The following is a 26,364-nucleotide window of genomic DNA, read 5'->3' as shown; positions in this document are numbered from 1 at the left end:
ACGATGACCGTCGTCACTCCACACCCGGACCCCGTGGCGCCCGCGCCCGGGGTCCGGCCCGCCCCCGCCGGCCGGCGCCGGACCAGCCTGCCGGGCCGTGACCTGCTCGGCGTCGTCCCGTTCTTCGCGTTCATCGTGCTGTTCCTGGCGATCCCCACCCTGGTGGTGGTGATCGGCGCGTTCACCGGAGACAGCGGCGGCTTCACCCTCGACAACCTGTCGGCGGTCGGCACCTCCTACATCCTGGAGGCGTTCGGGCGCAGCATCCTGCTCTCCGCCGTCACCGCGCTGGTCGGCGCCGTGCTCGGCGGGCTGCTCGCGTACGCGTTGGTCACGGCGAAGCCGGACGGCCTCCTGCGCCGGGTCGTCACCTCGGCGGCCGGTGTGCTCGCCCAGTTCGGCGGCGTGACACTCGCGTTCGCGTTCCTCGCCACGATCGGGCTGAGCGGTTTTGTCACCGTGTTCCTGCGCGACCATCTCGGCGTCGACATCTACTCCCAGGGGGTGTGGCTGTTCGAGATGCCGGGCCTGCTGCTCGTCTACACCTACTTCCAGGTGCCGCTGATGGTCATCGTCTTCCTCCCCGCACTGGACGGCATCCGTCCACAGTGGCGTGAGGCGGCGGAGAGCCTCGGCGGCACCACCTGGCAGTACTGGCGGATGGTGGCGATGCCGCTGCTCGCTCCCCCGTTCCTCGGCGCGACGCTGCTGCTCTTCGCCAACGCCTTCTCGGCGTACGCCACCGCCGCGGCGCTGGTCAGCCAGGGCAGCCCGATCATCCCGCTGCAGATCCGGGGCGCACTCACCAGCGAGGTGATCCTCGGCCAGCAGAACCTGGGCAAGGCCATGGCACTCGGCATGATCGTGGTGGTCGCGCTGGTGATGTGGCTCTACGCGGTGCTACAGCGAAGGAGTTCGCGATGGCTGGGGTGACCCGACGCCGCGCCCGACGTCAGCGGGCCTTCCGCTGGACCGTCATCACCGGACTCGGCATCTTCTTCATGCTGCCGCTGCTGGCGATGCTGGAGTTCACCACGCGGGGCGCGAACGGCGCGCTGACGTTCGAGACCTGGAAACTGCTGCTGGACTGGCGACAGCTCGGCGAGACGTACCCCGACCTTTCGGCCGGTATCATCGCCTCGTTCGGGCTGGTCCTGCTCACCGTCACCCTCACCCTGCTGCTACTGGTCCCGACCGTCGTCTGGGTACGCCTGCGGTTGCCCCGGCTGCGCCGGGTGGTGGAGTTCGTCTGCCTGCTGCCGCTGACCATCCCGGCGATCGTGCTGGTGGTCGGACTCGCCCCGGTCTACGCCTGGGTGACGTACTTCCTCGGCGGCTCCTCGCTCACGCTCACCTTCGCGTACACGATCCTGGTGTTGCCGTACGCGTACCGGTCGATCGACGCCGGGCTCTCCGCTGTCGACGTACGGACGCTGGCCGAGGCGTCCCGCAGCCTCGGCGCGAGCTGGGCCACGGTGATCTGGCGGGTGGTGCTGCCGAACATCCGCTCGGCCGTGCTCTCCGCCGCGTTCCTCACCGTCGCGCTGGTCCTGGGCGAGTTCACCATCGCCTCCCTGCTCAACCGGAGCAACCTCCAGGTCGCCATCAACCTGCTCGGCAAGAGCAGCGCCACGATGTCGGTCGCGGTGTCGCTGACGGCGCTGGTGCTCGCATTCGTCCTACTGATGTTCTTGTCCCTCGTCGGCGGTCGACGCCGGACTTCCCCGAAGGAGACACGGTGACCGGTACGACCAGCGTCGCCACCGCGCCCGGCACCCGCCAGGGCGTCACGGTGCGCCTCGAGGCCCTGCACCGCCGCTTCGGCAACACCTCCGCGTTGGACGGGCTCGATCTCGAACTCGCCCCCGGGGAGATGGTCGCGCTGCTCGGCCCCTCCGGTTGCGGCAAGACCACCGCGCTGCGGGTGTTGGCCGGGTTGGAGGAGGCCGACTCGGGACGGGTGCTGGTCGACGGTGAGGACATCACGGACCGTCCGGTCAACCGGCGAGACATGGGGATGGTCTTCCAGGCGTACAGCCTCTTCCCGCACCTGACCGCGCGGGAGAACGTCGAGTTCGGGCTCCGACTGCGCGGACGTCCGGTGGCTGCCCGGCGCGAGCGGGCCGGGAACATGCTCGACCTGGTCGGCATCGGCGCTCACGCGGACAAGTACCCGCACCAGCTCTCCGGCGGGCAGCAGCAGCGGGTGGCGCTGGCCCGGGCGCTCGCCATCGAGCCCCGGGTGCTGCTGCTCGACGAGCCGCTGTCGGCGTTGGACGCCAAGGTGCGGGTCCAGCTCCGGGACGAGATCCGCCGGATTCAGATCGAGGTCGGCACCACCACCCTCTTCGTCACGCATGACCAGGAGGAGGCGCTGGCGGTGGCCGACCGGGTCGGCGTCATGCGCGGTGGGCGGCTGGAGCAGTTGGGGCCACCGGCGGAGATCTACCTGCGTCCGGCGAGTGCCTTCGTGGCCGACTTCGTCGGGCTCAGCAACCGTCTGCCGGGTCGGATCACCGCCGACAAGGTGGAGGTGCTCGGCGCGACGCTGCCGCTGGTCGAACCGGGCAGCGCGCCGTCGGACCCGAACGCGCCGGTGACCGCGCTGGTCCGCCCGGAGGCGGTCGACCTGGTGGCCGACGCGGACGGGACCGGACGCGTTCTCGCGGCGAGCTTCCTCGGCCCGATCAGCCGGGTGACCGTCGCGATGCCGGACGACACCCTGGTGGTCGCCCAGGTCTCCAGCGCCCGGCTGGCCGACTATGCCCCCGGCACGCCGGTCCGGGTGGAGTTGCACCCGGCGCCGGTGGCGCTGGCGAGCTGAGTCGGGCCGCTTCCGCCGACGGTGGGGACGCTCCGTGCCGGGGCGTCCCCACCACCCTGGTCAGCCGATGGTGATAACTACCTTGCCCCGGCCGTGCCCGGTCTCGACCTCCCGGTGCGCGTCCGCCGCCCGGTCCAGCGGAAAGGTCTCGCGGACGTGGATCCGTAGCTGGCCGCGCCGGTGCAGCTCAACGAGTTCGGCGAGGCGTTCGGCCGAGCGCAGGGCGGGTGTCACCCGGATCCCGAGCGGTTCAGCCTGGTCGTGCTCGACCAGGGTGAGGATGCGTTGCCGGTCCGGCACCAGTTCGAGTGAGACCCGCAGCGCGTCCCCGCCGGCTCCGTCCAGCGCGGCGCTGACCCCGTCCGGGGCGAACTCCAGGACCCGGTCGCGCAGGCCGTCGCCGTACGCGACCGGAATGGCACCGAGTCCGCGCAGGTAGTCGTGGTTCTCCTCGCGGCCGGTACCGATCACGGTGGCGCCCCAGAGCCGGGCCAGTTGCACCGCGACGGTGCCGACCCCGCCGGCCGCCCCGTGCACCAGCAGCAGGTCGCCCGGTCCGACGCCGAGTGCCTGGAGTGCGATGTGGGCGGTCTGGGAGCCGGCGGTGAAGCCGCCCGCGACCGTCCACGGCATCGACTCCGGCTTTCCGGTGATCTGGTCGGCCGGGATCACCAGGTACTCGGCGTAGCAACCGAGTTGACCGAAGCCGAGCACCTCGGCGCCGACCTCGACCCCGGTCACCCCGGCGCCGATCTGGTCGACGATTCCGGCGAATTCGTTGCCGGGGATGCGGGGGAACCCGGACGTCACCCCGGGCGGCGTCCAGCCGGCACGCACCGCGCAGTCGTAGGGTTGCACCCCGGCCGTCTTCAGCCGGACCCGGACCTGGCCCGTACCCGCCTGCGGGGTTTCCACCTCCAGCGTCTGGAGCACCTCCGGGCCACCGAACTCCGTCAATGCCGCGACCTTCATCGATCTGTCCCCTCGTTGTCGGAGAACACAGTCTCCAACCTCAACAAATGTTGAGGTCAACCTGAACGAGCACGCGCAATGTTGAGGTCAACCTGAATGCGCACGCGCGACGAAATTGCCCGTGTGTGTTATGAAAGGACCGGATCGCGATAGCCTCAGCGAGTGGCTGGTGAACGGCGGCGGGTCGGCACCCTTCTCTTCGACGTACTCGGCACGCTGGTCGACGAGACGGGATCCGTGGCAGACGAGGTCGGCGCGACCCTCGCCGGGGCCGGATCCGACCCGTCGCAGTCCACCCGACTGTCCCGGGAGTGGGCGCGCCGCATCAGCGAGCAACAACGCCTGGTCAACTCCGGCGAGATCGTCTGGACGTCGCAGGATCAGATCCGCCGGGCAACGATCAACGAGATCGCGGCGGAGCACGGGATACCGCTCGACCGCCCCGCACTGGAGCGGCTGGCGACGGTGGGACACCGACTGCGGCGATGGCCCGACTCGGCCACGGCCCTGGCGAGTCTCGCTGAGCGGTTCGTGACCGTGGCGCTCTCCGACGCGGATCTCTCGACACTCGCCGACCTGTCCCGCCAGGGCGGGCTGCGCTGGCACTGCGTGCTGTCGGGTGAACTCGTCCGGGCGTACAAACCGCATCCGGCGGTGTACCGGCTGGCGCTGCGGATGCTGCGCCTCGACCCCAGCCGGACGATGATGGTCGCCACCCACCCCTGGGACCTGCGAGCCGCGGCGGAGCACGGACTGATGACCGCGTACGTCGCCCGCCCCGGCGGCACCGCCCCTGACCCGACGGACCAGTTCGACATCGTCGCGTCCGACCTCGCCGACCTGGCGAGCCAGCTTCCCACCGAAGTGGACGCGGTACGGCGCTGACCTCCTGTCCCCGTGGCGGACGGCCGGGGCCGACCTCGCCTGCGACCGCACCGCCGGACGGACGCGGCGCCCGTCAGCGGTGTCCGGACATCGATCGTTGACGACAGGCTCAGGGCATGGTCTGATCGCGGTCGCGAAGATCTCTCGCCTTCTGCGATCCAGCAGGGAGGACACGTCCATGTCCACATTCCGTCGCATCGCGCTCGTGGCCGCGCTCGTCGCGACCCTGGGCTCGGTCGATGCGCTGTCGGCCACCACCGGCCGATCCAGCGCGGCAGCCAGACCGGTCGCCGAGGTGGCCGCCCTACCGACCGCTGCCGTCGCGCTCGGCGACAGCTTCGTCAGCGGCGAGGGCGCCGGCGCGTACACCTCGGTGGTCGACGTCAACGGCGTCGCCCAGGGGTTCCCTGGCTGGTCGGCGCCGAACAACAACGCGTTCTTCTGTCACCGGTCCGCGAACGCCTCGCTCCTCAAGGCGAACCTGCCGGGCATCCAGACCCGTTTCAACCTCGCCTGCTCCGGCGGACAGCCGCACGACATCGCCACCGCCTCGATCAACCGGGCCAGCGGTCGGAACGTCTCCGCCCAGCTCGACCAGCTCCGCGCGGTCGCCCAGACCAACGACATCGACCTGGTGCTGGTCGGCCTCGGGTCCAACAACAGCTCCTTCACCTTCGGCGACGTGGCCGCGACATGCGCCAACCGGTTCGTCGCGGACGCCTGGACGGGTTGGTGGGAGTTCTGGGCCTACCTCGGCGGCCCGGTCGAACAGGCGCCGTGCAGTGCCGGGGACCTGGCCACGCCGGCGCAGGTGAGCGCCGCGACGGCCGAGACGACCAACGCCGTACGACAACTGCTCACCACACTCAACCAGGTCGACCCCGACGGGCAGCACCGGATCGTCTTCCAGGACTACACCAACCCGCTCCCGTTCGACCTGGAGTCGAAGTTCCACGAGGAGGACGGGCGCGACGACAGCCGGGACAAGTTCCGTGACCTGGGCGCGGAGCGGTACGCCGGAGGCTGCCCGATCCACCGGGCCAGCCTCGCCGCCGGTCACCTCTTCTCGGGCAACCTCGGCAGCCTGGTGCAGTCGGTCGCCAACACGATGCGGACCGAGTTTCCCAGCGCCGACCTGGTGTATCTGAACGTCCAGCGGGCCTTCGACGGCGCGCGGCTCTGCGAGAGCGCGACCAGCCCGACCGGCACCCTCGCCACGCCCATCCGGCTCCAGGACGGACCGACGGGCGTGCCGCTCACCAGTCTCTCCGGCTACGACAAGATCGCCATCCAACGGATGGCGAACGCCTGTGTCTCGTACTTCCAGACCTGCCAGGAGTCGTGGCACCCGAACGCGGCCGGACACGCCGTGCTCGCGCAGTGCCTGGCGGGCGCGGCGGCCACCTCGAACCGGACTGTCGCCTGTGTGCGGTCCGGCAACGGCACGATCACCATCTCCTGAGGCAACCCGCCGGTGTCGGCGGCCCCTTGCCTCGTCGGGGGCAGGGGCCGCCGACCGTCACCGTATCCGGCCACTCCCGGCGCGCAGCGCCCGCGCACGCCGGGCCGCGTCGGCGACCAACCGTCGTAACGCCACCGGCTCCACCCCGGGACCGGGTACGACCGTCGGTAACAACGCGTCGGCCGCCAACTCCGGCAGATCCGGCGGTACGGGCGGCAGCGCCGCCACCGGCAGCGCGTACGCCTCTGCGGCGGTGACGCCGGCCGGTGCCGCGACCGGCTCCGGATCGGGCGCGGACGGCTGACGGCGCAGGTCGCCGAGGAGTTCGCTGGCGCCCCGTCCACGCAGGAGCAGCAGCACGAACGGGTCGGTGTCGATCAGCCAGGCCGCCTGGTAGCAGAGGGCCGCCGCGTGCCGGCACGGGAACTCCCAGTCCGGACAGGAGCAGTGCGGTTGCAGCTCACCGATGCCGGGCAGCAGCCGTACGTCGACATCCTGGGCCGCCTCGACCAGCTCGCGCGGCACGTCCCCGTCGAGCAGGGCGGCAAGGTGCCCGGCCTTCGCCGTGACGGCACCGACGAAGCGGTCCCACTGGCCGTCGCCGAGGCGCTCGACCTCCACCACGGTCCGGTGGGCGCCGCCGTCGTCGCCGTACACGGTGGCGGCGAGCCGGCCCGGGCTGACCGTGATCGAGCCGACGTGCCCGCCGTACGCGAACCGCCGTCCCTTGCGGAGCTGGATCGTGTCCAGCGCGGTCTCCTCCATCGCGGTCAGCCAGGCCCGCCCCCACCACGAACGGGCGAACCGGGGCACCCGGGTCATTCCTGACGGGAACGCCGGGAAGCCCAGCACCTCGTCGCCGCTCACGGTCGGTCCCGCAACGAGACCAGTTCGGCGAGTTCGTCGTCGGTCAGCTCGGTGAGCGCCGCCGCCCCGCCGGCCAGAACCGCGTCGGCCAGCCCTCGCTTCTCGGCGATGGTCTGCGCGATCACGTCCTCCACCGTGCCCTCCGCGATCAGCCGGTGCACCTGCACCGGGCGGGTCTGCCCGATCCGGTACGCCCGGTCGGTGGCCTGTTCCTCCACGGCCGGATTCCACCACCGGTCGTAGTGCACGACGTGGTCGGCGCGGGTCAGGTTGAGCCCGGTGCCGGCCGCCTTGAGCGACAGGAGGAAGATCGGGAACCCGCCGCCCTGGAACTCCTCCACCAGTTCCTCCCGCCGCTCGACCGGGGTGCCGCCGTGCAGCAGTCGGGTGCTGATCCCACGCCCGGTGAGATGGCGTTCGAGCAGTCGGGCCATGGCAACGTACTGGGTGAAGACGAGCACCGCGCCGTCCTCGGCGAGAATCGTGTCGAGGAGTTCGTCGAGAAGTTCCAGCTTTCCGGAACGGCCGGCCAGTCGGGGCTCCTCCTCGCCCAGGTACTGCGCCGGGTGGTTGCAAATCTGCTTCAGCGCGGTGAGCAGTGCCAGCACCAGTCCGCGTCGGGCCATGCCGGTGCTGCCCCGGATCTGGTGGAGTGTCTCCCGGACCACCGCCTCGTAGAGACCGGCCTGCTCCGGGGTGAGCGTCACCGGTTGGTCGGTCTCGGTCTTCGCCGGCAGCTCCGGGGCGATACCCGGATCGGTCTTGCGCCGCCGCAGCAGGAACGGGCCGACCAGCCGGGCCAAGCGGTCCAGGTCGACGCTCCCCTCCGGACGCATCCACCGCTCCCGGAAGACGGAGAGCGGGCCGAGCAGCCCCGGTGTGGTCCAGTCGAGGACCGCCCAGAGTTCGGCGAGGTTGTTCTCCACCGGCGTGCCGGTCAGTGCCACCCGGGTACGGGCCTCGATGGTCCGCAGCGCCTTCGCGGTGTCCGAGGCGGGGTTCTTCACGTGCTGGGCCTCGTCCGCGACGACCATCCCCCAGCCGTGGCCGGCGAGCCGGGCGGCATCGACCCGCATGGTCCCGTACGTGGTCAGGACGAAACCGTCTGCGCTGTCGAGATCGCGTACGGCGCCGTGAAATCGGCGTACCGGCACGCCGGGGGCGAACCGGCGGATCTCCCGTTCCCAGTTGCCGAGCAGTGAGGCCGGGCAGACCACCAGGGTCGACCCGGCGCTCTCCTGATCTCGCTGCCGGTGCAGGTGGAGCGCGATCAGGGTGACCGTCTTGCCGAGTCCCATGTCGTCGGCGAGGCAGGCACCGAGACCGAGCGAGGTCATCCGGATCAGCCACCGCAGCCCGCGTAGCTGGTAGTCGCGCAACGTCGCGGCCAACCCGTCGGGGGCCGCCACCGGCTCGGCACCGCCGTCGGGGTCGGCGACCCGCCGCCGCAGTTCCTCCAGCCAGCCGGTCGCTCCGACCGGGACCGCGCGCCCGTCGACGTCGACCGTGCCGGTAAGCGCGGCCCCGAGCGCGGCGACCGGGTGGAGTGCGGGCAGTGCGCGTTGCCGGACCCGTCGGGCGGTTTCCGGGTCGACCAGCACCCAGCGCCCCCGCAGCCGGGCGACCGGGCGATGCGCTTCGGCGAGCTGGTCCATCTCGGCGGCGGTGAGCGGGGCCCCGCCGAGCGCCACCTGCCAGTTGAACTCCAGCAGTCGGCCATCGCCGAAGAGGCCGCCGTTGCCCGCCGGTGGTTGCCGGCCGGTGCTGGCGAGTACGGCGGTGGTGCTGAGGTCGGCGGCGAGTTCCCGGGGCCAGTGCACGGCCACCCCGGCCGCCGCCAGCCGGGCGGCACCGCCGCCGAGCAGGTTGTCGATCTCGTCGTCGTCGAGCAACAGGGTGTCCGGCACCGCGTCGTCGAGCAGTCGCAGCAGGGACGGGAAGACCCGTCCGGCCCGGCGCACGGCGATTATGGTGTCGGTGCGTACGGTCTCGGAGCGGCTGATCCGTGGGCCGCTCGCGCCGGGGCGGTCCCAGAGCGTACGGGCGTCCACCAGCGAGCCCGGGTCGGCCCGGTCGGCGACCTGCAGCACCGCCCGCAGCGGTCCGATGCCGACGTCGTCCGGTTCCGCCTCGACCCGAAGCGACAGCCGTATCCCGGTGTCCACCGCGGCGATCTCCCCGGCCCAGTCGCGCAGTTCCGGCACGTGACGGGGCTCGTCGGCGGCGTACGCACCGGTGCCGTCGGGGTGGCGGGGCAGGGTGTCGGCGACCGTGTCGAGGAACGCGCGCACGAGTGTGACCGCGTCGGGTAGCCGAGGCGGGCCGGGCTCGGACAGTGGGATCGCCCGTGCGACGGCCGGCATCGCCGCGCCGAGGGCGTCGACCCGGGACCGGTCGGTCTCGTCGTACGGGCCGATCCGCCAGGCGTCGAACCCGCCCGGGGAGATGCCCGGCAGCAGCCGCCCCCGCCCGATGAGGTGGAGCGCCTCGTCGGCGGCGGCGCCCCAGAAGACCGCGCTCGGGTGCGCGTCGCCGTTGTCCCGTCGGGCCCGTACGAGCAGCGGCAGGGCGTCGCGTACGGGAAGTCGGCGTACCGCGACGGTGCGCGCGGTGACCGTGGCGGTGTCGGTCGGGTCGGGTGCGGCAACGGTCAACTCTCCCGCTGCACCCAGTGCCTGCGGCGCGCCACCAGCGCTCCAGAACGCCATCGTCGCGGCCCGGGGCGGATCGGCTGGCTCGAAGAGGACGGCACAGCGGATGAGGGGAACAGGCTCCCGCTCTCCTGTCTCGACGGAGCCGGTCGGTGCTGACCCTGCCATCCGGACCCCTTAGAATCGTACGCTGTACGGAACCGACCGTACATCGTACGGTTGACGCCTGCCAACCCGCACCGCACACGACCCCGGGGAGCGGAGATGACCACCGAGTACACCAGCGGCGGGGACCCGGCCCGCAGCATCGCCCTGCTCTGGCGGGGACCGGAGAAACCCGCGCCCCGGTCCGGGCTGACCGTCGACCGGATCGTCGACACCGCGATCGAACTGGCCGACGCCGACGGTCTGGCCGCCCTCTCCATGCGCAAGCTCGCCGAACGGCTCGGCGTCGGGGTGATGACGCTCTACACCTACGTGCCGAGCAGGGCCGAACTCGTCGACGTCATGCTCGACACCGCGCTGGGGCGGATGGCCCGCCCGGACCAGAGCACCCTCGACTGGCGCGGCCGACTCGAACAGATCGCCCGGGAGAACCTCGCCACCTACCAGCGACACCCCTGGATGATCGAAGTCGCCGTACAGCGCCCGCCGATGGGACCCCACCTCATCGCCAAGTACGACTACGAACTGCGCGCACTGACCGACATCGGCCTGACCGAGGTCGAGATGGACTCGGTCCTGACCCTGCTGCTCGGCTACGTCGCCGGGGCGGCCCGGGGCGCGGTCGAGGCGGCGCTGGTCGAGCGACGTACCGGGATGACCGACGAACAGTGGTGGGCCGTTCAGGCGCCGCTGCTGGAACAGGTCCTCGACCCCGGCAGCTACCCGGTCGCGAGCGCGGTCGGCAGTGCCGCCGGCGAGGCGAACCAGGGGACGTACGAGCCGACGCGCGCGTTCGAGTTCGGACTGGAACGGGTGCTCGACGGGATCGAGGTCTTCGTCCGGCGTACCAACCCCTCGGGCATCCACTGAACGTCGGCTATCTTGGGGCAGGATCTCGGGCCACCGACGGGTGACCGTCCAGTAACGGGCGGAGCGGCGTACGCATGACATCTGGGCCGACGCGCTCCTGGCTGCGGGCCACCGCTGGCCGCCGGTCCCGCCTTCGCCTTATCGCCATTCTCGGTGTGTTGCTGCTGGTGGCGGCGCTCGCCGGGCACACGCTCACCCGCCCCGGTCGGCACCGGGCGGCGGTCGGGACGACACCCGAGGTACGCACCTTCTGCCCCGGATCGGGCCAGGGTCCCTGCGCCCAACTCGGCGTCCTCGGCGCCGTGCTGGACGCCCGCGCCGGCCGACCCGACGGGCCGGCGGCGCAGCCACTGAGCGCGCTGCAGCTCAATCTCTGCAACAGCGGTCAGGCCGCCTGCTATCCCCAGCTCAACAAGGGGCGGGCGGTGGGCGAGGCGTTCTCGGCGATCACCGCGTTGCGTCCGCAGATCGTCACCCTGAACGAAATCTGCCGGGACGACGTGGCCGCCACGCTGTACCCGGCGATGGTGGAGAACTTCCCGGACGACCACGTGTTCTGGGCGTTCCAACCGGCCGGCGACCCGGCCGACAGCTCACAGCCCTACCGGTGCCGCAACGGCGACGAGTACGGCATCGGGATCCTCGGCCGGATCGGTGCCGGGAACTGGCACGGCGTCTCGGTGTTCAACGGGCTCTACCCGGAGCAGGGTGGACTCCCGGACGAGTTGCGGGCCTGGCTCTGCGTGGCCGCGGTCGACAACTACTACGCCTGTACGACGCACCTGACGTACGTCTCGCCGACCGTCGCGCTGGGACAGTGCCGGCGACTGCTGCAGGTCGAGGTACCCGCGATGCGGGCGGTGGTCGGGTCGGTGGCCCCGGTCGTCGTCGCCGGGGACCTCAACCTCGTCCCCGGCGGCACACCGGACGTACTGACCTGCGTCCCCGCCGGCTACCAGCAGACCGGCGACGGCGGTGTGCAACAACTGATGGCCAGCGGTGATCTCCACGTCGGGCAGACCCGGGCGTACGAGATGCGCCACACCGACCACCACGGCTGGTTCGTCAGCTTCAACCCCTGACCCTCGGGGCCTATCGACGGTCGCCCTGCCACTTGGCGAGGAAGGCCCTACCGAGGTAACCGGCGATGATCCAGGAGCCGATCGCGGGCAGCAGGCGGAACTCCACGGCGCCGACGATCATCGCCACGGTGACGCCCAGTGCCAGCGCGCCGACCACGAGGGCGACCAGGCCGAGGGCGCCGACCTGGAGCCGGTTGGGGGTGATCCGGCCGCCCGCCGCCGTCACCGGTGCGGCGGTCACGGTCTCCGGGCTCGGGATCTGGCCCGGATCGCGGGCCGGCAGGTCCACCCGGACTCCCGCCGGCACCTGCGCGTCGATGTTCACGGCGGTGGCACCCCGGTAGAGGGTCGGTTCGATCCGGACCGAGATGGCGTCGCCGCCGATGAGCTGGCGGGCACCGTCGGGCCAGGCGAGCATCGCCACGCACTGGTCGAACCGTACGGTGACCGGCTCGCCCTCCTTCGACACCAGGCTCACGCCCTCGTCCGCCACCACGAGCCGGGTCGACACGTCGCCCAGCCCCTGGTACGTCGTACCCCGCAGCGCCTCCGACGAGCCGGTGGGGGCTGCGGCGAAACCGGCCCAGTCGGCAGTCCGCCCGTACGGGGTCATCAACAGCGCCGATGCGAGCGCGACCTTGGTGACCTCGTGCACCTGCTCGACGGTGACCGCCTTCAACTCCTGGGCCACCTCGTCGCCGGACTGGGCCGGATGGTTGGTCAGCAGGTTGAACGCCGCCGCGGGCAGGCGCGCGGCGTCGGCCTCGCCCGTGGTGAGCGACTCGGTGGCCTTGGAGACCACCGCGCTCACGTCGGCCTCGTCGATCCGACCGACCCGCAGCTTCGCCAGTACGTCGACGAAGCCGCCGAGCACCGCGTCCTGCTTCTCCGGCAACGCGTCGGCGATAGCGGTGACGACGGCGAAGCCGTCCCCCCGGGGCTCGTAGTTCGTCACGGCGGTGTAGGAAAGTCCGCTCTCCTGGCGCAGGCTGCGGAAGAGTTCCCGCTCCAGCACGCCACTGAAGACCCGGGCGGTGGCGCTCCTCGGCACGACCGCGTCGAGGCCGGTGACGCCCGTCGAGCCGGAGAAGAAGGCCGGGGTGGACGGCAGCGCCGTGGAGGCGGCCGGCACCGGTTGACGCCGCCCGGACGGCAGGTCGAGGGTGAGGCCGGCCGGTATCTCGTCGCCCGCGATCCAGAGCACGGCGTTCTCCCGGGTGAAGTACCGGTCCGCCCAGTCCCGCAGGTCCGCCGCGGTCAGCCCGGACAGCCCCCACTCCGGGTAGCTGACCAGTCCGTAGTCGCGGGCACCATGCCGCCAGAGCGGCATCCCCTCGGTCGCCGAACCGTTCCGGCCGCTCCACTCCGTACGCAGAATGCTCTTCTCGGTTTCCAGCCGGTCGGTGGCGAGATCGCCCAGCGAACGGCAGACCCCGACCAGGAAGGCGGTGATGTCGGCGGCCGATCCCTGCATGTGGAAGAAGGTGATGACGCTGCCGGTGGTTCCGTTGTAGTGGTAGTCGGCGGCGCCGACCGGGAAGAGCACCAGGTGCTCCAGCAGGTGGGTGATGCCCCGGCGGGCGAGGGTCTCGTCGGCCTGGCCGACCCGGAACATCAACCCGGCGTGCATCGGTCCGGTGGTGGGGGCGATCAGCGTCGGTACGCCGTCAACCTCGGTCTGGCGAATCATCGGGTACCGCCCTTCTTGATCGCACGGTCCCGGAACTCGCCGAAGAGCTTGACCGGGTCGCCGATGTACGCCCACGGCAGCTCACTGACCAGGTGCCCGATCCCGGTGAAGAGCCGGGCGGCGGGCACGTAGTCGTCCATCATCGTGAACATGAAGGCGAAGGTGTTCTCCACCGAGACCCAGCCGACGGTTCGCTGGTACGCCGGATGCAGGACCGAGCGGGACGCCGCCTCGTGGACCTGTTCCTTGACGTCGGCCCGTTGGAAGTGACGTGCGCGTTCGTTGCCTTTGAGGGTGAGCAGCGCGTGCTCGATGTGCGCGTCCACGACCAGGACCGCGTTCGACGCTCCCTCGGGCGCCGCCAGCATCTCGGTACGGGCGAAGGCGTGCATCGCCTCCAACGAGCCGCTCCACTTCGGAGCGAGCTGCTGGAGCAGTTGCGACTGTGCCGGCAGGTGGTGTGGGTGGTGCTCGGCGAGCCGGTCGTAGCGGCGGCGGGCCTCGGACTGGCCGAGTTGCAACCCGCGTGCGGTGATCAGACGCTGGGTCCAGACGGCGGGGTCGCTCGGGTCGTACGCGGCGGCGTCGATCAGGAGCCGTTCGGCGTCGCGCAGGATCTCGCGGAAGCGGGCGAACTGCTCCCGGCTGACGTACTCGGCCCGGGCACCGGTGCGCACCTCCCAGGCATCCTCGATCAGCCGACTCGCGAGCAGCGCGGCGGCGAGGGTGTCGGCTGGGTCGGCCTTGACCCGCTCACGCAGGAACGATGCGGCGGCGGAGGTCTCCGCCCCCATCCGGATCAGCCGGGTCCGCTCGCAGGGGTCGTGTTCGGCGAGAATCGCCTGCACAGCGGCCCAGTCGCGGCCCAGCAGAGCGGCCCGGAGGTTGACTGTCTCGGGGTAGGCAACGGCCAGGTCCAGGGTCGGCGCCAGGGGCGGGGCGGTGGGCATGGCGAAGATCATAACCAGCCTCGAATCAGCCGTGGGGTCAGGCCGAGCGCCGCCGTATCCCCTGCTCACGGTCACCGTGGCGCAGTACCGGGCGTTCGGAGAATCACCGGCAGCGCGGCCAGCCGCCAGGTGCCCGGGTCGGGAATCCGCGCCTGCTGTTCCATCGCGTCGGCGAGGGCCAGGTCGGGGAAGCGACGCAGCAACCCGGTCAGCGCCACCTCGATCTGGGTCCGGGCCAGCGCGGCGCCGAGGCAGAAGTGCGGGCCGTGGGCGTACCCGAGGTGGGCCGCTCCCCCGGCGGGTCGACCGACGTCGGGCCGGTCGGGGTGCGCGAGCAACGTCTGCACCGCGGTGATGACCAGATTCGTCGGTGTCTGTCCGGCCAGGACGAGGTGCCAGACCAGGGTGATCAGCTCGGTGTCACTGAGCCGGTCGCCCGACTCGGCCTGGGCGCGGAGGAGGTCGGAGACCAGGTCGTCACCGGGCGCGCTAGCTATCCGCCGATGGTGTCGAGTTCTGCGATGGCATCGGCGGGAAGCTTCAGGTCGGCGGCGGCGACGTTCTCCCGCAGGTGGGCGATGGACGAGGTGCCGGGAATGACGACCATCGTGGGGGACCGCTCCAGCAGCCAGGCGAGTGCGACCTGCTGCTGGGTGGCGCCGACCTGGGCCGCCACGTCGACCAGGGCGTCGTGCGCGAGCGGGCTGAAGCCGCCGAGCGGGAAGAACGACACGAAGGCGATGTTCTCCGCCGCGCACCGGTCGACGAGGGCGTCATCCTGCCGGTTGGCGAGGTTGTAGAGGTTCTGCACCGTCACGACCGGCGCGATCGCCTGCGCCTCGGTGAGCTGGGCGGCTGAGACACCGCTGAGCCCGAGGTGACGGACCAGGCCCTCCCGGCGCAACTCGGCCAGGGCGCCGAACTGCTCCGCGACGGACTCGTCCGAGGTGCCCTCCGCCGAGCCGACCCGCAGGTTGACCACGTCGAGCACGTCCAGACCGAGGCGCTGGAGGTTCTCGCGTACCTGGGCCTTGAGATCGTCGGGAGCCAGCGACTGCTGCCAGGAGCCGTCCGCGCCGCGACGGGCACCGACCTTGGTGACGATGACAAGGTCGGCCGGGTACGGGTACAGGGCCTGCCGGATGAGTTCGTTGGTGATCGCCGGACCGTAGAAGTCGGCGGTGTCGATGTGGTTGACGCCCAGGTCGACCGCTTCCCGCAGCACCGCGATCGCCTGGTCCCGGTCCCTGGGAGGCCCGAATACGTGGGGTCCGGCCAGTTGCATCGCCCCGTAGCCCATCCGGGCGATGGTCAGACCATCGGCGGGGGTGAGGGCGCCTCCGGGAACGTTGTTAGCCATTTCGCCTCTTTCGGTATATTTGACGCTTTTTAGACTATCTGCTTCATTTCGACTAACCCGCGCGTTTACGACTCTGCGCCTCGCGCCCCGCCCGGCAGTGCCCCGGCGTTCCGGCATTGGCAGGACCCTCCCCGGGCCACGACGGGCAGTTCCCCGTGGCCCACCACGCCGAACCCGGGACCGACTCCGCCCGCTCACTGGCTCTGCTCGGCTCGGTCGCCGTGAGCACCCCGGAGAGCCGCCACCCGGATCGGTCACGAATGGAGAAGCGCGGATCCCCGGGCCACGGCTAGCGTGACTGGCGTACCCATGACGTCAGGAGTGACCATGACCAGCTCTTTCGCGCCAGGAATCAAGACCGTGCTGCACCCCGTCTCCGATCTCGCGACGGCCAAGAAGGTGTACGCCGCCCTGCTCGGCGTGCCGCCGCAGACGGACGAGCCCTACTACGTGGGCTTCGAGGCCGAGGGCCAGCACATCGGGCTGGTGCCGAACGGTGGACCGCAGGGCATGACCGCGCCGGTGGCCTACTGGCACGTGCCGGACATCGAGGCGAAGCTGGCCGAGGTGACCGCCGCGGGTGCCACCGTGCAGGAGCCCGCGCATGACGTGGGCGGCGGTCGCCTGGTGGCCACCGTCACCGACCCCGACGGCAACATCCTCGGGCTGCTTCAGGACCGATGATCGCCTCCCCCGTTCCCGTGCTCACCGTCGCCACCACACCGAGCACCGCGCACTGCCGCAGGAGCGGGGCCTGGCTGGTTCGCCACGCGTACCGGCTTCGACCCTTGTGCGCCGGCCACGCCGTACCGTTGGTTGCGCGTCTGTCCGCGCCACATCCGGACCTGGCGCGAGGCGAACGAGATGGACGACCGCGAGCTGATGCACGACGGCCGCTGGTTGGTCTGACGCCCCCGGGCACACGCGGTGTGCCCGGGGCCCAGCGGCCCGCCCAACAGATGGAGAGACGACAAGCATGGCCACGAGGACCGACCCGCAGTCGCCCGCGACGCACGTTGCCGACAGCCACGATCTGATCCGGGTGCAGGGCGCACGCGAGAACAACCTCAAGGACGTCAGCATCGAGATTCCGAAACGCCGACTCACGGTGTTCACCGGCGTCTCCGGCTCGGGCAAGAGTTCCCTGGTGTTCGACACGATCGCCGCGGACTCGCAGCGACTGATCAACGAGACCTACAGCACTTTCGTGCAGGGCTTCATGCCGACGCTGGCGCGTCCCGAGGTCGACGTACTCGAAGGGCTGACGACGGCGATCATCGTCGACCAGCAGCGGATGGGTGCCGATCCCCGCTCCACCGTCGGCACCGCCACCGACGCCAACGCGATGCTGCGCATTCTCTTCAGCCGACTCGGGCAGCCGCACATCGGCTCGCCGAGCGCGTTCGCCTTCAACGTCCCCTCGGTCCGGGCGAGCGGTGCGATCACGGTCGAACGCGGTGCCGGCAAGACCGTGAAACAGACCTTCAGCCGCACCGGCGGCATGTGTCCGCGCTGCGAAGGCCGGGGCGAGGTCTCCGACATCGACCTCACCCAGCTCTTCGACGATTCCAAGTCGATCGCCGAGGGCGCGCTCACCATCCCCGGCTGGAAGTCGGACAGTTGGTGGACGGTACGGATCTACGCCGAGTCGGGTTTCCTCGACCCGAACAAGCCGATCCGCACGTTCACCAAGCAGGAGATGCACGACTTCCTCTACCGGGAACCGACCAAGGTGAAGGTCGAGGGGGTGAACCTCACGTACGAGGGGCTGATCCCCAAGGTCCAGAAGTCGTTCCTCGCCAAGGACCGGGAGGCGCTGCAACCGCACATCCGGGAGTTCGTGGACCGGGCGGCCACCTTCACGACCTGTCCCGAGTGCGACGGCACCCGACTCAGCGAGGCGGCCCGGTCGTCACGCATCGGCGGGATCAACATCGCCGACGCGTGTGCGATGCAGATCAGCGACCTGGCCGAATGGGTCGGCGGCGTCGACGAGCCGACGGTGTCGCCGCTGCTCGCGACGTTGCGACACACCCTCGACTCGTTCGTGGAGATCGGGCTGGGCTACCTCTCGCTCGACCGGCCCTCGGGCACGCTGTCAGGCGGCGAGGCACAGCGGGTCAAGATGATCCGCCACCTCGGCTCCTCGCTCACCGACGTCACGTACGTCTTCGACGAGCCCACCAGCGGCCTGCACCCGCATGACGTCCAGCGGATGAACAACCTGCTGCTGCGGCTGCGGGACAAGGGCAACACGGTGCTCGTCGTGGAGCACAAGCCAGAAGTGATCGCTATCGCCGACCACGTCGTCGACCTCGGCCCCGGCGCCGGCACCGGGGGTGGCAGCGTCTGCTTCGAGGGCACCGTCGCGGGGCTGCGGGCCAGCGGCACGCTCACCGGTCACCATCTCGACGACCGAGCCGCCCTCAAAAAGACGGTACGCACGTCCACCGGCACACTGCCGGTCCGTGGCGCGACGGCGCACAACCTGCGCGACGTCGACGTCGACATCCCGCTCGGAGTGCTTGTCGTCGTCACCGGTGTAGCCGGTTCCGGCAAGACCTCGCTCGTGCACGGTTCGATCCCGGCGGGCGCGGGTGTGGTCTCGATCGACCAGGGCGCGATCCGGGGCTCGCGCCGGAGCAACCCGGCGACGTACACCGGTCTGCTCGATCCGATCCGCAAGGCGTTCGCGAAGACCAACGGGGTGAAGCCGGCGCTGTTCAGCGCCAACTCCGAGGGCGCCTGCCCCAACTGCAACGGTGCCGGTGTCGTCTACACCGACCTGGCCATGATGGCCGGAGTCGCCACCCTCTGCGAGGAGTGCGAGGGGAAGCGGTTTCAGCCGTCGGTGCTGGACTACCACCTCGGTGGCCGGGACATCAGCGAGGTGCTCGCGATGTCGGTGACCGAGGCTGAGGAGTTCTTCGGCACCGGCGAGGCGCGTACGCCCGCCGCGCACAGCATCCTCGGTCGGCTCGCCGACGTCGGGCTCGGCTACCTCAGCCTCGGCCAGCCGCTGACGACACTCTCCGGTGGTGAGCGGCAACGACTCAAGCTGGCCACGCACATGGCCGAGAAGGGCGGCGTGTACGTCCTCGACGAGCCGACGACCGGCCTGCACCTCGCCGACGTCGAGCACCTGCTCGGCCTGCTCGACCGACTCGTCGACTCCGGTAAGTCGGTCATCGTGGTGGAGCACCACCAGGCGGTCATGGCACACGCCGACTGGATCATCGACCTCGGCCCGGGTGCCGGCCACGACGGCGGTCGGATCGTCTTCGAGGGCACACCCGCCGACCTCGTCGCCGCCCGCTCCACCCTCACCGGTGAACACCTCGCCACCTACGTCCGCACCTAACCGGTAAGGGCCTTCCCGGGCTGTGGCCGTTTTCTACCCCCCTGGGGGCAGTAATCGTCCACAGCTCGGGCATGTGCCGGCGGCCGGGCCGGGGGATGATGGGCGGTGGTTCAGGAGGGAGTGTCCGATGATCGGCACGTTGCGCGCGGTGGTGCTCGACGCACCCGACATCCGGCGGCTCGCCGCGTTCTACACCGCCCTCGGCGGATGGACCGAGCAGTACGCCGACGACACATGGATCACGATGGAGACCGGGGACGGGTGGCGCGTCGCCGCCCAGCGCAGCCTCGACCACGTGGCGCCTCGGTGGCCCGATCCAGCGGGTCCGCAGCAGGCGCACCTCGACCTACGCGTGCCGGACCTCGACGCCGGTTCGGCGAAGGCGGTCGAGCTGGGCGCCAAACTGCTGCGCAGGAACGAGAACTGGTACACGCTGGTCGACCCGGCCGGGCACCCGTTCGACCTGTGCCTGTTTCCGGCGAAGCAGGAGACCACCCTCATGGGCGTGACGCTCGACTGCCCGGACGCGAAGGAGCTGAGCACGTTCTACGCGGAGCTTCTCGGCAAGCCGGTCACGTACGAGGGTGAGGGCATGGCGATGATCGGCGAGGACGGGGGGCAGCCGGTGCTGTTCCAGCAGGTCACCGACTACCACGCACCGAAGTGGCCCGACCCGGCGTACCCGCAGCAGTTCCATCTCGACGTCACGGTCGACGATGTCGACGCGGCCGAGGCGGCGGTACTCAAGCTCGGCGCCACCTCGCTCTCCTCCGGCGGCGCGGACTGGCGGGTCTACGCCGATCCGACTGGCAAGCCGTTCTGCCTCTGCTGGGACTAGGAGGGCGACGCTGTCCGGCACCGGGCACGGTGGCGGTGCAGGACCGCCTCCCGCTCTGCCGGGCTCAGCCCTGCGGGCTCAGGCCGGCCACGGCCAGCCGGAACAGCCGATCCGCGGCGGCGGCGGGGTCCGGGCGCTGCTCGGTCGCGAGGACGATGCCGACGACGAGTGTGATCAGGTCGGCGACGGTGATGCCTGTTGCTACCGTCCCGTCCTGCACGGCGCGGCGCAGCAGCGGACTTCCCGCCTCTTCCAGCATCGCCGAGCAGCCATTCTCGTAAATGTCGTCAGACCCGGCGCCGTCGTAGACCAACGCGGCTGCCAGCCCCCGGGCGGAGACGGAGTAGGTGACGACGTCGCCTAGCCATTCCAGTAGCGCGCCTCGGCTGTCGCTGCTGTCGGCCAGGCCCCGGGCGTGGGCGCACAGGGCCTCCATCTGTTTCCGGGACACGGCCTCCAGCAGCGCACGCCGGCTGGGGAAGTGTCGGCGCACGGTCGCTGAGCCAACCCCAGCGGTACGGGCGATCTGTTCCAGGGAGGCGGCGGCGCCATGGGCAGCAACCTCGGCCTCGGCTACGGCGAGGATCCGCGCGTAGTTGCGCCGGGCGTCCGCGCGCTGACCCTCGGGCATTGGCGTCATCTCCAGGATTGCTAAGTGGCGGGGTCCGCCGTATCGTACCCGGGAGTAAATGGCGGGCCCCGCCGTTTAGCGGACGAGCACCCGAGGAGCGACATGTCTGCAGATCCCGCACCCGTCCTGGTCACCGGCGCCACCGGCAGGCAGGGCGGGGCCACCGCCCGCGCCCTGCTCGCGGCGGGCGTTCCCGTCCGCGCTCTGGTACGCGACCCGGCAACCGACCGGGCCAAGGCCGTGGCGGCACTCGGCGCCGAGTTGGTCACCGGCGACCTCGACGACCGCGACTCGGTGATCCGGGCCGCCGAGGGAGCCCGTGCCGTCTTCTCCGTGCAGATGCCCCGTGCGACCACGGAGGGCTTCGATTACCCCGGGGAGGTGGCCCAGGGCGTCAACCTCGTCGAGGGTGCGAAGGCCGCCGGAGTGCCGCAGTTCGTGCACACGTCCGTCTCCGGCGCCGGCCAGCACACCGAGGCCCCCGGCTGGGCCGAGGGCCGCTGGGCGTCGATGGAACCCACCCTTGGCGCCAAGAGCGCGATCCAGGACCGGCTCCGCGCGGCCGACTTCCCCCACTGGACCCTGCTCAAGCCGGGCTTCTTCATGGAGAACTTCCTCCCCGCCATGGCGTTCCTGTTCCCGCGCGGCATCGAGGGCGGCTTGGTGAGCGTGCTGAAGCCCGAGACCCGGCTGCCCCTCGTCACGGCGCACGACATCGGCGCGGCCGCCGCCGCAGCCATCGCCGCACCGGAGCGCTTCAACAGGGTCGAACTGGAGTTGGCGAGCGACCGCTTGTCGATGACGGAGATCGCCGAGGTGCTCTCCCGCGCCCTGGGCACACACCTGTCGGCGCCGAATATGACCGTGGAGGAGGCCATCGCCGCCGGAATGCCCCCCATGGGTGCTTCGCACGAGTGGATGAACGCGGTGCCGCAGCCGGGCCTCCCGAAGGATGCCCGAGACCTCGGCATCCCGCTCACCAGCTTCGAGGAATGGGCACAGCAGCACATGCGGCCCACCGCCTGACACGGCTCCCGCCGTACCCGGAGGGCGAGCGAGGACCCAAACCGAGATCCCCTCGTACGAGCACGGCAACGCCTCCGTGTCGGCGGGAGGCGTCGGGGTGCGGGGGTGAACCGACGGGCGAAACTGTCACAGTTTCCGGGTGTGGGACGAGATCGGGAGTGCGACCTCGTCAGGCCGCCATGTGTAACGGACGTCCGGCTCATGTTCTTCATTGCGCAGGCCATCGGTGTACTCGACCGCGGTGAATCCGTGCCGCTCGTAGAACCGCCTGGCTGATCCGTTGACCTGGAAGGTCCACAGCCCCAGTCCGTCGGGTCGCTGCTGCTTGGCCAAGTCGACGAAACGGTCGCCTACACCCCGGCCGCGCCACGACGGGTCGAGGTAGAGCTGTTCGAGTTCCTCGCCATCGAGCACCAGAAGCCCGATCACGAAGCCCTCCGCGACGGCTACCCAGGTCTCGTACTGCGGCACCACCACGGAGGAAAACCATTCCCGCACCTCGTCGTCGCCGTGCGCGCGGCGCACCGTCGGCAGCGCGGCGGTGAAGGACCGCAGCCACACGTCGGCCACTTCGGCCGCATCAGCATCATCCGCACGCCGAAACACAGGCTCAGCACTGTTCACGGGGTGCGACTATCGCAGACGCGTGATTCCGACGCAGTCGGATTCGAGATGCCGAGGCGGCCTGTACGCGGCCACGGACGACCGGGCCGGGGTTGACGTAACGTCACGGTATGTGGGATATGGGGTGGTGGCGGCGGACAGCCCGGTTCCACCCTTATGCCTTTGACACCGCCGCCGCAGTGGGGCTTTTCGTCATCAGCATCGGCGAACCCCTGATCGACCCCTCCCCCGCCCGAGGCGAACTGAGCGCGGGCGAGATCGCCTTCAGCGCGCTGGTCTGCACCGCTGTGGCGCTGCGTCGACGCTGGCCACTGCCGGTCCTGGCGTTCTGTAGCGCTGCCACGGCGGCGTCGGTGGCCTTCGGCTCCGCCCGCAACCTCTCCACCTTCGCGGTGGTGATCGCGGTCTACACCGTCGCCGCGACCACCAACCGGGTCACCGCGATCCTCGCCGGTACGTTCACCGCGCTACTCCTGGTCGCCGGGGCGATCTGGTCCTCGTCGAAGGGGTCCTGGCTCGACTCGGAGAAGGTGGTGCTCGCCCTCTGGAGCGGGCTGGCCACCGCCATCGGCGACGCCGTACGCAACCACCGGGACTACATCGTCGCCGTGGAGGAGCGTGCCACCCGGGCCGAGCAGAGCCGGGAGGAGGAGGCCCGACGGCGGGTGGTCGAGGACCGGCTGCGCATCGCCCGGGACCTGCATGACGTGATGGCGCACAACATCGCGTTGATCAACGTACAGGCCGGGGTGGCAGGGCACGTGCTGCGTACCAATCCGGAAGCCGCCGAGGAGGCGTTGGGGCACGTACGCCGGGCCGGGCGGGCGGCGTTGGACGAGTTGGGCACCGTGCTGGGCGTACTGCGTCAGTCCGATGACACCGCCGCACCGACCGAGCCGACCCCCACCCTGAACCGCCTACAGGAGCTGGTCGACTCGTTCCACCGCACCGGGCTCGCGGTGCGGTGGCGCCTGGCGGGTCAGCCGTTTCCACTGCCGGCGGCGGTGGACCTCGCCGCGTACCGGGTAGTCCAGGAGTCGCTGACCAATGTGCACAAGCACGGCGGCGGGGCCGCCCAGGTGCGGCTGACGTACCGGTCGGACGACCTCACCGTCGAGGTGGAAAACGATCCGGGGCCGGGAGAACCGGCTGCCGGGCCGGTCGCCGGGACCGGACACGGGCTGCTCGGGATGCGGGAGCGGGTGACGGCGGTCGGCGGCACGCTGGAGGCGGGTCCGCTGGCCGGTGGCGGTTTCAGGGTCCGAGCCGTGCTACCGGCACGACAGGAGAAGCGATGACGATCCGGGTGCCCCCGCGACAGGAGAAGCGATGACGATCCGGGTGCTGCTCGCCGACGACCAGAACCTGATCCGGGCGGGATTCCGGGTGCTGGTCGACTCGGCTCCGGATCTTGAGGTCGTGGGTGAGGCGACCACCGGGGTCGAGGCGGTGGCGCTGGCCCGGACAACCCGGGCCGACGTGGTCCTGATGGACATCCGCATGCCGGAACTGGACGGCCTGGAGGCAACCCGACAAATCACCGAGGATGAGAGCCTGGTCGGCGTACGGGTCCTGATCCTGACCACGTTCGAGGTCGACGAGTACGTCCTCCAGGCGCTCCGGGCCGGGGCGAGCGGCTTCCTCGGCAAGGGGGTCGACCCCGCCGAACTCCTGGACGCGATCCGGGTGGTGGCTCGGGGAGACGCGTTGCTCTCCCCGGTGGCGACCAAAGGGCTGATTGCCCGGTTCCTGTCCCAGCCGGAGGATTCGGCCGCCACGGTCCCCATCCAACTCGAAACGTTGACCGAACGTGAGCGCGAGGTTCTCATGCTGGTCGCCGCCGGGCTCTCCAACGATGACATCGCCGAGCGGCTCGTGGTGTCGCCGCTAACCGCTAAAACGCACGTCAACCGGGCTATGGCGAAGCTGGGTGCACGGGACCGGGCGCAGCTCGTGGTGATCGCGTACCAGAGCGGACTAGTTCGCCCGAGCGAGCCGCCATCACGCTGAGCAACTTGTCGGCTATACCGCCATCGCAGTACGTCAGGTGTCTACGGCCGGACGACGACGCGCACCCCGAGCAGAGGCGATTGTTGTGGCCATGCGCCGCTGGTGCGGCTCAGCCCGACAAGGAGCCTTCAAGCATGATCGAAGTCAAGAACCTCGGGAAGCGGTACGGCGACAAGGTGGCGGTGCACGATCTGAGTTTCACCGTCCGGCCCGGCATCGTCACCGGCTTCCTGGGCCCGAATGGTGCCGGCAAGTCGACAACCATGCGGATGATCGTCGGTCTGGACGCACCCACCTCCGGCAGCGTCACCGTAAACGGCCGTCGGTACGCCGACCACGCCGCGCCGCTGCACGAGATCGGCGCGCTGCTGGAGGCGAAGGCCGTACACACCGGGAGATCGGCGTACCACCACCTGCTGGCGCTCGCCGCCACCACCGGAATCTCCCGTCGCCGGGTGAACGAGGTGATCGACCTCGTCGGCCTCCGCGAGGTCGCCCGCAAGCGCGCGGGTGGTTTCTCGCTCGGCATGGGGCAGCGCCTCGGCATCGCCTCGGCGCTGCTTGGCGACCCGCAGACGGTGCTGCTCGACGAGCCGGTCAACGGGTTGGACCCGGAAGGGGTGCGGTGGATCCGCAACCTGCTCAAGGGGCTGGCCGCCGAGGGTCGTACCGTCTTCATCTCCTCGCACCTGATGAGCGAGATGGCGTTGACCGCCGAGCATCTGGTGGTGGTCGGCCGGGGCCGGTTGATCGCGGACGTGCCGATGGACGGTTTCTGCGGACTCGCCTCCGCCAACAGTGTCCGGGTCCGCTCGCCCCAGTCGCACCAGCTCAGCGAGTTGCTCGCCGGTCCGGCCGTGACGATCAGCAGTTGTGAGCGCGGGGTGCTGGAGGTCTGCGGGCTCACCACCGAGCAGATCGGCGACCGGGCCGCGCGCGCTGGCCTCACCCTGCACGAACTCTCCCTCCAGCAGGCATCGCTGGAGGAAGCCTTCATGGAGCTGACCCACGACTCGGTCGAGTACACCGCGACCACCCCGAAGCAGCCCGTACTCGCCGGAAAGGCGGTCTGATGACCAGCACGGCTCTCGAACCCCGCTTGCTGACCGACGCACCGCCCGTGCCGGTCGCGCACCGCCGCCGGACCGGACGGGTCACCCTCGCCCGCGTGATCCACTCCGAATGGATCAAGATCAGGTCACTGCGGTCGACGATGGTCAGCCTCTTTGCCACGTTCGGTGTGGTGGTCGCGCTCGGCCTGCTCTTCGCCGCCGTCGCCTCCGGCCACGTCGGCGGCGAGTCGATCGGGCTCGGTGCCGGTGGGACCAGCGATCCGGTCAGCGCCAGCCTCGGCGGCGTACAACTCGCGCAACTGGTGATCGGGGTGATCGGGGTGCTCCTGGTCGCCGGCGAGTACTCCACCGGAATGATCCGGACCACGCTGGCCGCGGTGCCGAAGCGGCTGCCGGTGCTCTGGGGCAAGACCATCGTCTTCGGTGCGGTCACACTGGCTCTGATGCTGGTCGGCACGCTCGCGGCCTTCTTCGGCGGCCAGCAGATCATGGGTACGCACGGCGTCAGCCTCTTCGACCCGGGAGTGCTCCGGGCGGTGATCGGGGCAGCCGTCTACCTGACCGGTGTCGGCCTGCTCGGCCTGACCCTCGCCGCGCTGTTGCGCGGCACTGCCGCAGCCATCGCCGCGCTCTTCGGTGCCATGCTGGTCGTACCGGGACTCTTCCCTCTCCTGCCGAGCAGTTGGAACGACACGGTCGGACCGTACCTGCCGTCGCACGCCGGGGAGTCGTTCATGTCCGTCACCCCGAGCGCCGGCATGCTCGGTCCGTGGGCCGGGCTGGCGGTCTTCGCCGGTTACCTGGTGGCCGCGCTCGCCGCGGCGGCGGTCATGCTCAAGCGCCGCGACGCGTAACCGGTCCCCCGCTGACCGTCCGCCCATACGGCGACCCGAAGATTTCCTGAACCTCCCCGAACACCGCCTGCCACGATCGTCTCCGACGTGGCAGGCGGTGTTTTTCGCGTTCCCAGGACTTCACCCACCCGCTGAGCCGGGGCGCCACTCGACCCGGCCGGCTGCCCGA

Annotated in this window: 24 protein-coding genes; 15 read left to right on the top strand and 9 right to left on the bottom strand. The window is 70.6% G+C overall.

What is annotated here, in order from left to right:
- Positions 1-3 precede the first annotated feature (3 nt).
- Genes ACIBF5_RS21505 through ACIBF5_RS21495 form a run of 3 tightly spaced genes read left to right on the top strand, consistent with a single transcriptional unit; the run spans position 4 to position 2,824 of the window.
- Entirely contained in the window at positions 4-933 is a 930-nt protein-coding gene (locus ACIBF5_RS21505) for an ABC transporter permease (protein ID WP_396814231.1), read from the top strand.
- Positions 921-1,742 (top strand): ABC transporter permease, encoded by an 822-nt coding sequence (locus ACIBF5_RS21500; RefSeq protein ID WP_396814229.1) that lies wholly within the window; start codon positions 921-923, stop codon positions 1,740-1,742. The genes ACIBF5_RS21505 and ACIBF5_RS21500 overlap by 13 nt, the downstream gene beginning before the upstream one ends.
- Positions 1,739-2,824, top strand: a complete 1,086-nt coding sequence (locus ACIBF5_RS21495) for an ABC transporter ATP-binding protein (RefSeq protein WP_396814227.1) — start codon at positions 1,739-1,741, stop codon at positions 2,822-2,824. Before ACIBF5_RS21500 ends, ACIBF5_RS21495 begins: the two co-directional genes overlap by 4 nt.
- A 60-nt stretch (positions 2,825-2,884) precedes the next feature.
- Here the strand turns inward: ACIBF5_RS21495 and ACIBF5_RS21490 are convergent, their stop codons facing one another.
- The gene (locus ACIBF5_RS21490; RefSeq protein WP_396814225.1) at positions 2,885-3,796 is read right to left on the bottom strand and encodes an NADP-dependent oxidoreductase; all 912 of its coding nucleotides are present in this window, start codon (positions 3,794-3,796) and stop codon (positions 2,885-2,887) included.
- Between the two features lie 162 nt (positions 3,797-3,958).
- Between ACIBF5_RS21490 and ACIBF5_RS21485 the strand changes: the two genes are divergently transcribed.
- Entirely contained in the window at positions 3,959-4,681 is a 723-nt protein-coding gene (locus ACIBF5_RS21485; protein ID WP_396814223.1) for a haloacid dehalogenase type II, read from the top strand.
- Positions 4,682-4,859: 178 nt separating this feature from the next.
- Complete coding sequence (locus ACIBF5_RS21480) at positions 4,860-6,143, top strand: hypothetical protein (protein ID WP_396814221.1); 1,284 nt, start codon at positions 4,860-4,862, stop codon at positions 6,141-6,143.
- 57 nt (positions 6,144-6,200) lie between these two features.
- On the opposite strand, the gene ACIBF5_RS21475 is transcribed toward ACIBF5_RS21480, so the two are convergent.
- Positions 6,201-7,010, bottom strand: coding sequence for an SWIM zinc finger family protein (locus tag ACIBF5_RS21475; protein WP_396814219.1), 810 nt, complete (start codon positions 7,008-7,010; stop codon positions 6,201-6,203).
- Positions 7,007-9,829: a DEAD/DEAH box helicase gene (locus ACIBF5_RS21470; RefSeq protein ID WP_396814217.1), complete on the bottom strand. Its 2,823-nt coding sequence runs from the start codon at positions 9,827-9,829 to the stop codon at positions 7,007-7,009. The genes ACIBF5_RS21475 and ACIBF5_RS21470 overlap by 4 nt, the downstream gene beginning before the upstream one ends.
- 96 nt (positions 9,830-9,925) lie before the next feature.
- On the opposite strand from ACIBF5_RS21470, the gene ACIBF5_RS21465 reads away from it, so the two are divergent.
- Together ACIBF5_RS21465 and ACIBF5_RS21460 are read left to right on the top strand one after the other, a co-directional pair.
- Positions 9,926-10,696, top strand: a complete 771-nt coding sequence (locus tag ACIBF5_RS21465; RefSeq protein WP_396814215.1) for a TetR/AcrR family transcriptional regulator — start codon at positions 9,926-9,928, stop codon at positions 10,694-10,696.
- A 74-nt stretch (positions 10,697-10,770) separates the two neighbouring features.
- A complete protein-coding gene (locus ACIBF5_RS21460) occupies positions 10,771-11,778 on the top strand; it encodes an endonuclease/exonuclease/phosphatase family protein (protein ID WP_396814213.1) in 1,008 nt (335 codons plus the stop codon).
- A 10-nt stretch (positions 11,779-11,788) separates the two neighbouring features.
- Here ACIBF5_RS21460 and ACIBF5_RS21455 read toward each other — a convergent pair whose 3' ends face one another.
- From ACIBF5_RS21455 to ACIBF5_RS21440, 4 genes are all read right to left on the bottom strand, one after another.
- Positions 11,789-13,468: an insulinase family protein gene (locus ACIBF5_RS21455; protein ID WP_396814211.1), complete on the bottom strand. Its 1,680-nt coding sequence runs from the start codon at positions 13,466-13,468 to the stop codon at positions 11,789-11,791.
- Positions 13,465-14,418 (bottom strand): hypothetical protein, encoded by a 954-nt coding sequence (locus tag ACIBF5_RS21450; RefSeq protein WP_396814209.1) that lies wholly within the window; start codon positions 14,416-14,418, stop codon positions 13,465-13,467. Before ACIBF5_RS21450 ends, ACIBF5_RS21455 begins: the two co-directional genes overlap by 4 nt.
- Positions 14,419-14,489: 71 nt before the next feature.
- On the bottom strand, positions 14,490-14,765 hold the full coding sequence (locus ACIBF5_RS21445; protein ID WP_396814207.1) for a cytochrome P450: 276 nt from the start codon (positions 14,763-14,765) through the stop codon (positions 14,490-14,492).
- A gap of 146 nt (positions 14,766-14,911) precedes the next feature.
- The gene (locus ACIBF5_RS21440; protein ID WP_396814205.1) at positions 14,912-15,778 is read right to left on the bottom strand and encodes an oxidoreductase; all 867 of its coding nucleotides are present in this window, start codon (positions 15,776-15,778) and stop codon (positions 14,912-14,914) included.
- 327 nt (positions 15,779-16,105) lie between these two features.
- On the opposite strand from ACIBF5_RS21440, the gene ACIBF5_RS21435 reads away from it, so the two are divergent.
- The 3 genes from ACIBF5_RS21435 to ACIBF5_RS21425 all read left to right on the top strand — a co-directional run bounded on the left by ACIBF5_RS21435 (position 16,106) and on the right by ACIBF5_RS21425 (position 19,977).
- Complete coding sequence (locus tag ACIBF5_RS21435; protein WP_396814203.1) at positions 16,106-16,462, top strand: VOC family protein; 357 nt, start codon at positions 16,106-16,108, stop codon at positions 16,460-16,462.
- Between the two features lie 292 nt (positions 16,463-16,754).
- Entirely contained in the window at positions 16,755-19,139 is a 2,385-nt protein-coding gene (locus ACIBF5_RS21430; protein WP_396814201.1) for an ATP-binding cassette domain-containing protein, read from the top strand.
- Between the two features lie 127 nt (positions 19,140-19,266).
- Entirely contained in the window at positions 19,267-19,977 is a 711-nt protein-coding gene (locus ACIBF5_RS21425) for a VOC family protein (protein WP_396814199.1), read from the top strand.
- 64 nt (positions 19,978-20,041) lie between these two features.
- On the opposite strand, the gene ACIBF5_RS21420 is transcribed toward ACIBF5_RS21425, so the two are convergent.
- Complete coding sequence (locus ACIBF5_RS21420; protein ID WP_396814197.1) at positions 20,042-20,608, bottom strand: TetR/AcrR family transcriptional regulator; 567 nt, start codon at positions 20,606-20,608, stop codon at positions 20,042-20,044.
- A gap of 102 nt (positions 20,609-20,710) precedes the next feature.
- On the opposite strand from ACIBF5_RS21420, the gene ACIBF5_RS21415 reads away from it, so the two are divergent.
- A complete protein-coding gene (locus ACIBF5_RS21415) occupies positions 20,711-21,634 on the top strand; it encodes an NmrA/HSCARG family protein (RefSeq protein ID WP_396814195.1) in 924 nt (307 codons plus the stop codon).
- 126 nt (positions 21,635-21,760) lie between these two features.
- Here ACIBF5_RS21415 and ACIBF5_RS21410 read toward each other — a convergent pair whose 3' ends face one another.
- The gene (locus ACIBF5_RS21410) at positions 21,761-22,258 is read right to left on the bottom strand and encodes a GNAT family N-acetyltransferase (RefSeq protein WP_396814193.1); all 498 of its coding nucleotides are present in this window, start codon (positions 22,256-22,258) and stop codon (positions 21,761-21,763) included.
- A 179-nt stretch (positions 22,259-22,437) separates the two neighbouring features.
- Between ACIBF5_RS21410 and ACIBF5_RS21405 the strand changes: the two genes are divergently transcribed.
- The 4 genes from ACIBF5_RS21405 to ACIBF5_RS21390 all read left to right on the top strand — a co-directional run bounded on the left by ACIBF5_RS21405 (position 22,438) and on the right by ACIBF5_RS21390 (position 26,195).
- Entirely contained in the window at positions 22,438-23,556 is a 1,119-nt protein-coding gene (locus tag ACIBF5_RS21405; protein ID WP_396814191.1) for a sensor histidine kinase, read from the top strand.
- A gap of 31 nt (positions 23,557-23,587) precedes the next feature.
- Positions 23,588-24,268 carry a response regulator gene (locus tag ACIBF5_RS21400; protein WP_396814189.1) on the top strand — a complete coding sequence of 227 codons (681 nt, stop codon included), beginning with the start codon at positions 23,588-23,590 and terminating at the stop codon, positions 24,266-24,268.
- Positions 24,269-24,402: 134 nt separating this feature from the next.
- A complete protein-coding gene (locus tag ACIBF5_RS21395; protein ID WP_396814187.1) occupies positions 24,403-25,341 on the top strand; it encodes an ATP-binding cassette domain-containing protein in 939 nt (312 codons plus the stop codon).
- Entirely contained in the window at positions 25,341-26,195 is an 855-nt protein-coding gene (locus ACIBF5_RS21390) for an ABC transporter permease (RefSeq protein ID WP_396814185.1), read from the top strand. The genes ACIBF5_RS21395 and ACIBF5_RS21390 overlap by 1 nt, the downstream gene beginning before the upstream one ends.
- Positions 26,196-26,364 lie beyond the last annotated feature (169 nt).

This window comes from Micromonospora sp. NPDC050417, assembly GCF_044458865.1.
In the GTDB taxonomy this organism is placed as follows: domain Bacteria; phylum Actinomycetota; class Actinomycetes; order Mycobacteriales; family Micromonosporaceae; genus Micromonospora_G.
Note: the sequence above shows the minus strand (reverse complement) of the source record. Positions and strands in the feature narration are given on the sequence as shown.

What these genes read in the sequence shown, in the direction of transcription:
- ACIBF5_RS21505 (WP_396814231.1), top strand. Translation starts at nt 4, where the DNA reads ATGACCGTCGTCACTCCACACCCGGACCCCGTGGCGCCCGCGCCCGGG.
- ACIBF5_RS21500 (WP_396814229.1), top strand. Translation starts at nt 921, where the DNA reads ATGGCTGGGGTGACCCGACGCCGCGCCCGACGTCAGCGGGCCTTCCGC.
- ACIBF5_RS21490 (WP_396814225.1), bottom strand. Translation starts at nt 3,796, where the DNA reads ATGAAGGTCGCGGCATTGACGGAGTTCGGTGGCCCGGAGGTGCTCCAG.
- ACIBF5_RS21480 (WP_396814221.1), top strand. Translation starts at nt 4,860, where the DNA reads ATGTCCACATTCCGTCGCATCGCGCTCGTGGCCGCGCTCGTCGCGACC.
- ACIBF5_RS21470 (WP_396814217.1), bottom strand. Translation starts at nt 9,829, where the DNA reads ATGGCAGGGTCAGCACCGACCGGCTCCGTCGAGACAGGAGAGCGGGAG.
- ACIBF5_RS21465 (WP_396814215.1), top strand. Translation starts at nt 9,926, where the DNA reads ATGACCACCGAGTACACCAGCGGCGGGGACCCGGCCCGCAGCATCGCC.
- ACIBF5_RS21460 (WP_396814213.1), top strand. Translation starts at nt 10,771, where the DNA reads ATGACATCTGGGCCGACGCGCTCCTGGCTGCGGGCCACCGCTGGCCGC.
- ACIBF5_RS21455 (WP_396814211.1), bottom strand. Translation starts at nt 13,468, where the DNA reads ATGATTCGCCAGACCGAGGTTGACGGCGTACCGACGCTGATCGCCCCC.
- ACIBF5_RS21450 (WP_396814209.1), bottom strand. Translation starts at nt 14,418, where the DNA reads ATGCCCACCGCCCCGCCCCTGGCGCCGACCCTGGACCTGGCCGTTGCC.
- ACIBF5_RS21440 (WP_396814205.1), bottom strand. Translation starts at nt 15,778, where the DNA reads ATGGCTAACAACGTTCCCGGAGGCGCCCTCACCCCCGCCGATGGTCTG.
- ACIBF5_RS21435 (WP_396814203.1), top strand. Translation starts at nt 16,106, where the DNA reads ATGACCAGCTCTTTCGCGCCAGGAATCAAGACCGTGCTGCACCCCGTC.
- ACIBF5_RS21430 (WP_396814201.1), top strand. Translation starts at nt 16,755, where the DNA reads ATGGCCACGAGGACCGACCCGCAGTCGCCCGCGACGCACGTTGCCGAC.
- ACIBF5_RS21425 (WP_396814199.1), top strand. Translation starts at nt 19,267, where the DNA reads ATGATCGGCACGTTGCGCGCGGTGGTGCTCGACGCACCCGACATCCGG.
- ACIBF5_RS21420 (WP_396814197.1), bottom strand. Translation starts at nt 20,608, where the DNA reads ATGCCCGAGGGTCAGCGCGCGGACGCCCGGCGCAACTACGCGCGGATC.
- ACIBF5_RS21415 (WP_396814195.1), top strand. Translation starts at nt 20,711, where the DNA reads ATGTCTGCAGATCCCGCACCCGTCCTGGTCACCGGCGCCACCGGCAGG.
- ACIBF5_RS21400 (WP_396814189.1), top strand. Translation starts at nt 23,588, where the DNA reads ATGACGATCCGGGTGCTGCTCGCCGACGACCAGAACCTGATCCGGGCG.
- ACIBF5_RS21395 (WP_396814187.1), top strand. Translation starts at nt 24,403, where the DNA reads ATGATCGAAGTCAAGAACCTCGGGAAGCGGTACGGCGACAAGGTGGCG.
- ACIBF5_RS21390 (WP_396814185.1), top strand. Translation starts at nt 25,341, where the DNA reads ATGACCAGCACGGCTCTCGAACCCCGCTTGCTGACCGACGCACCGCCC.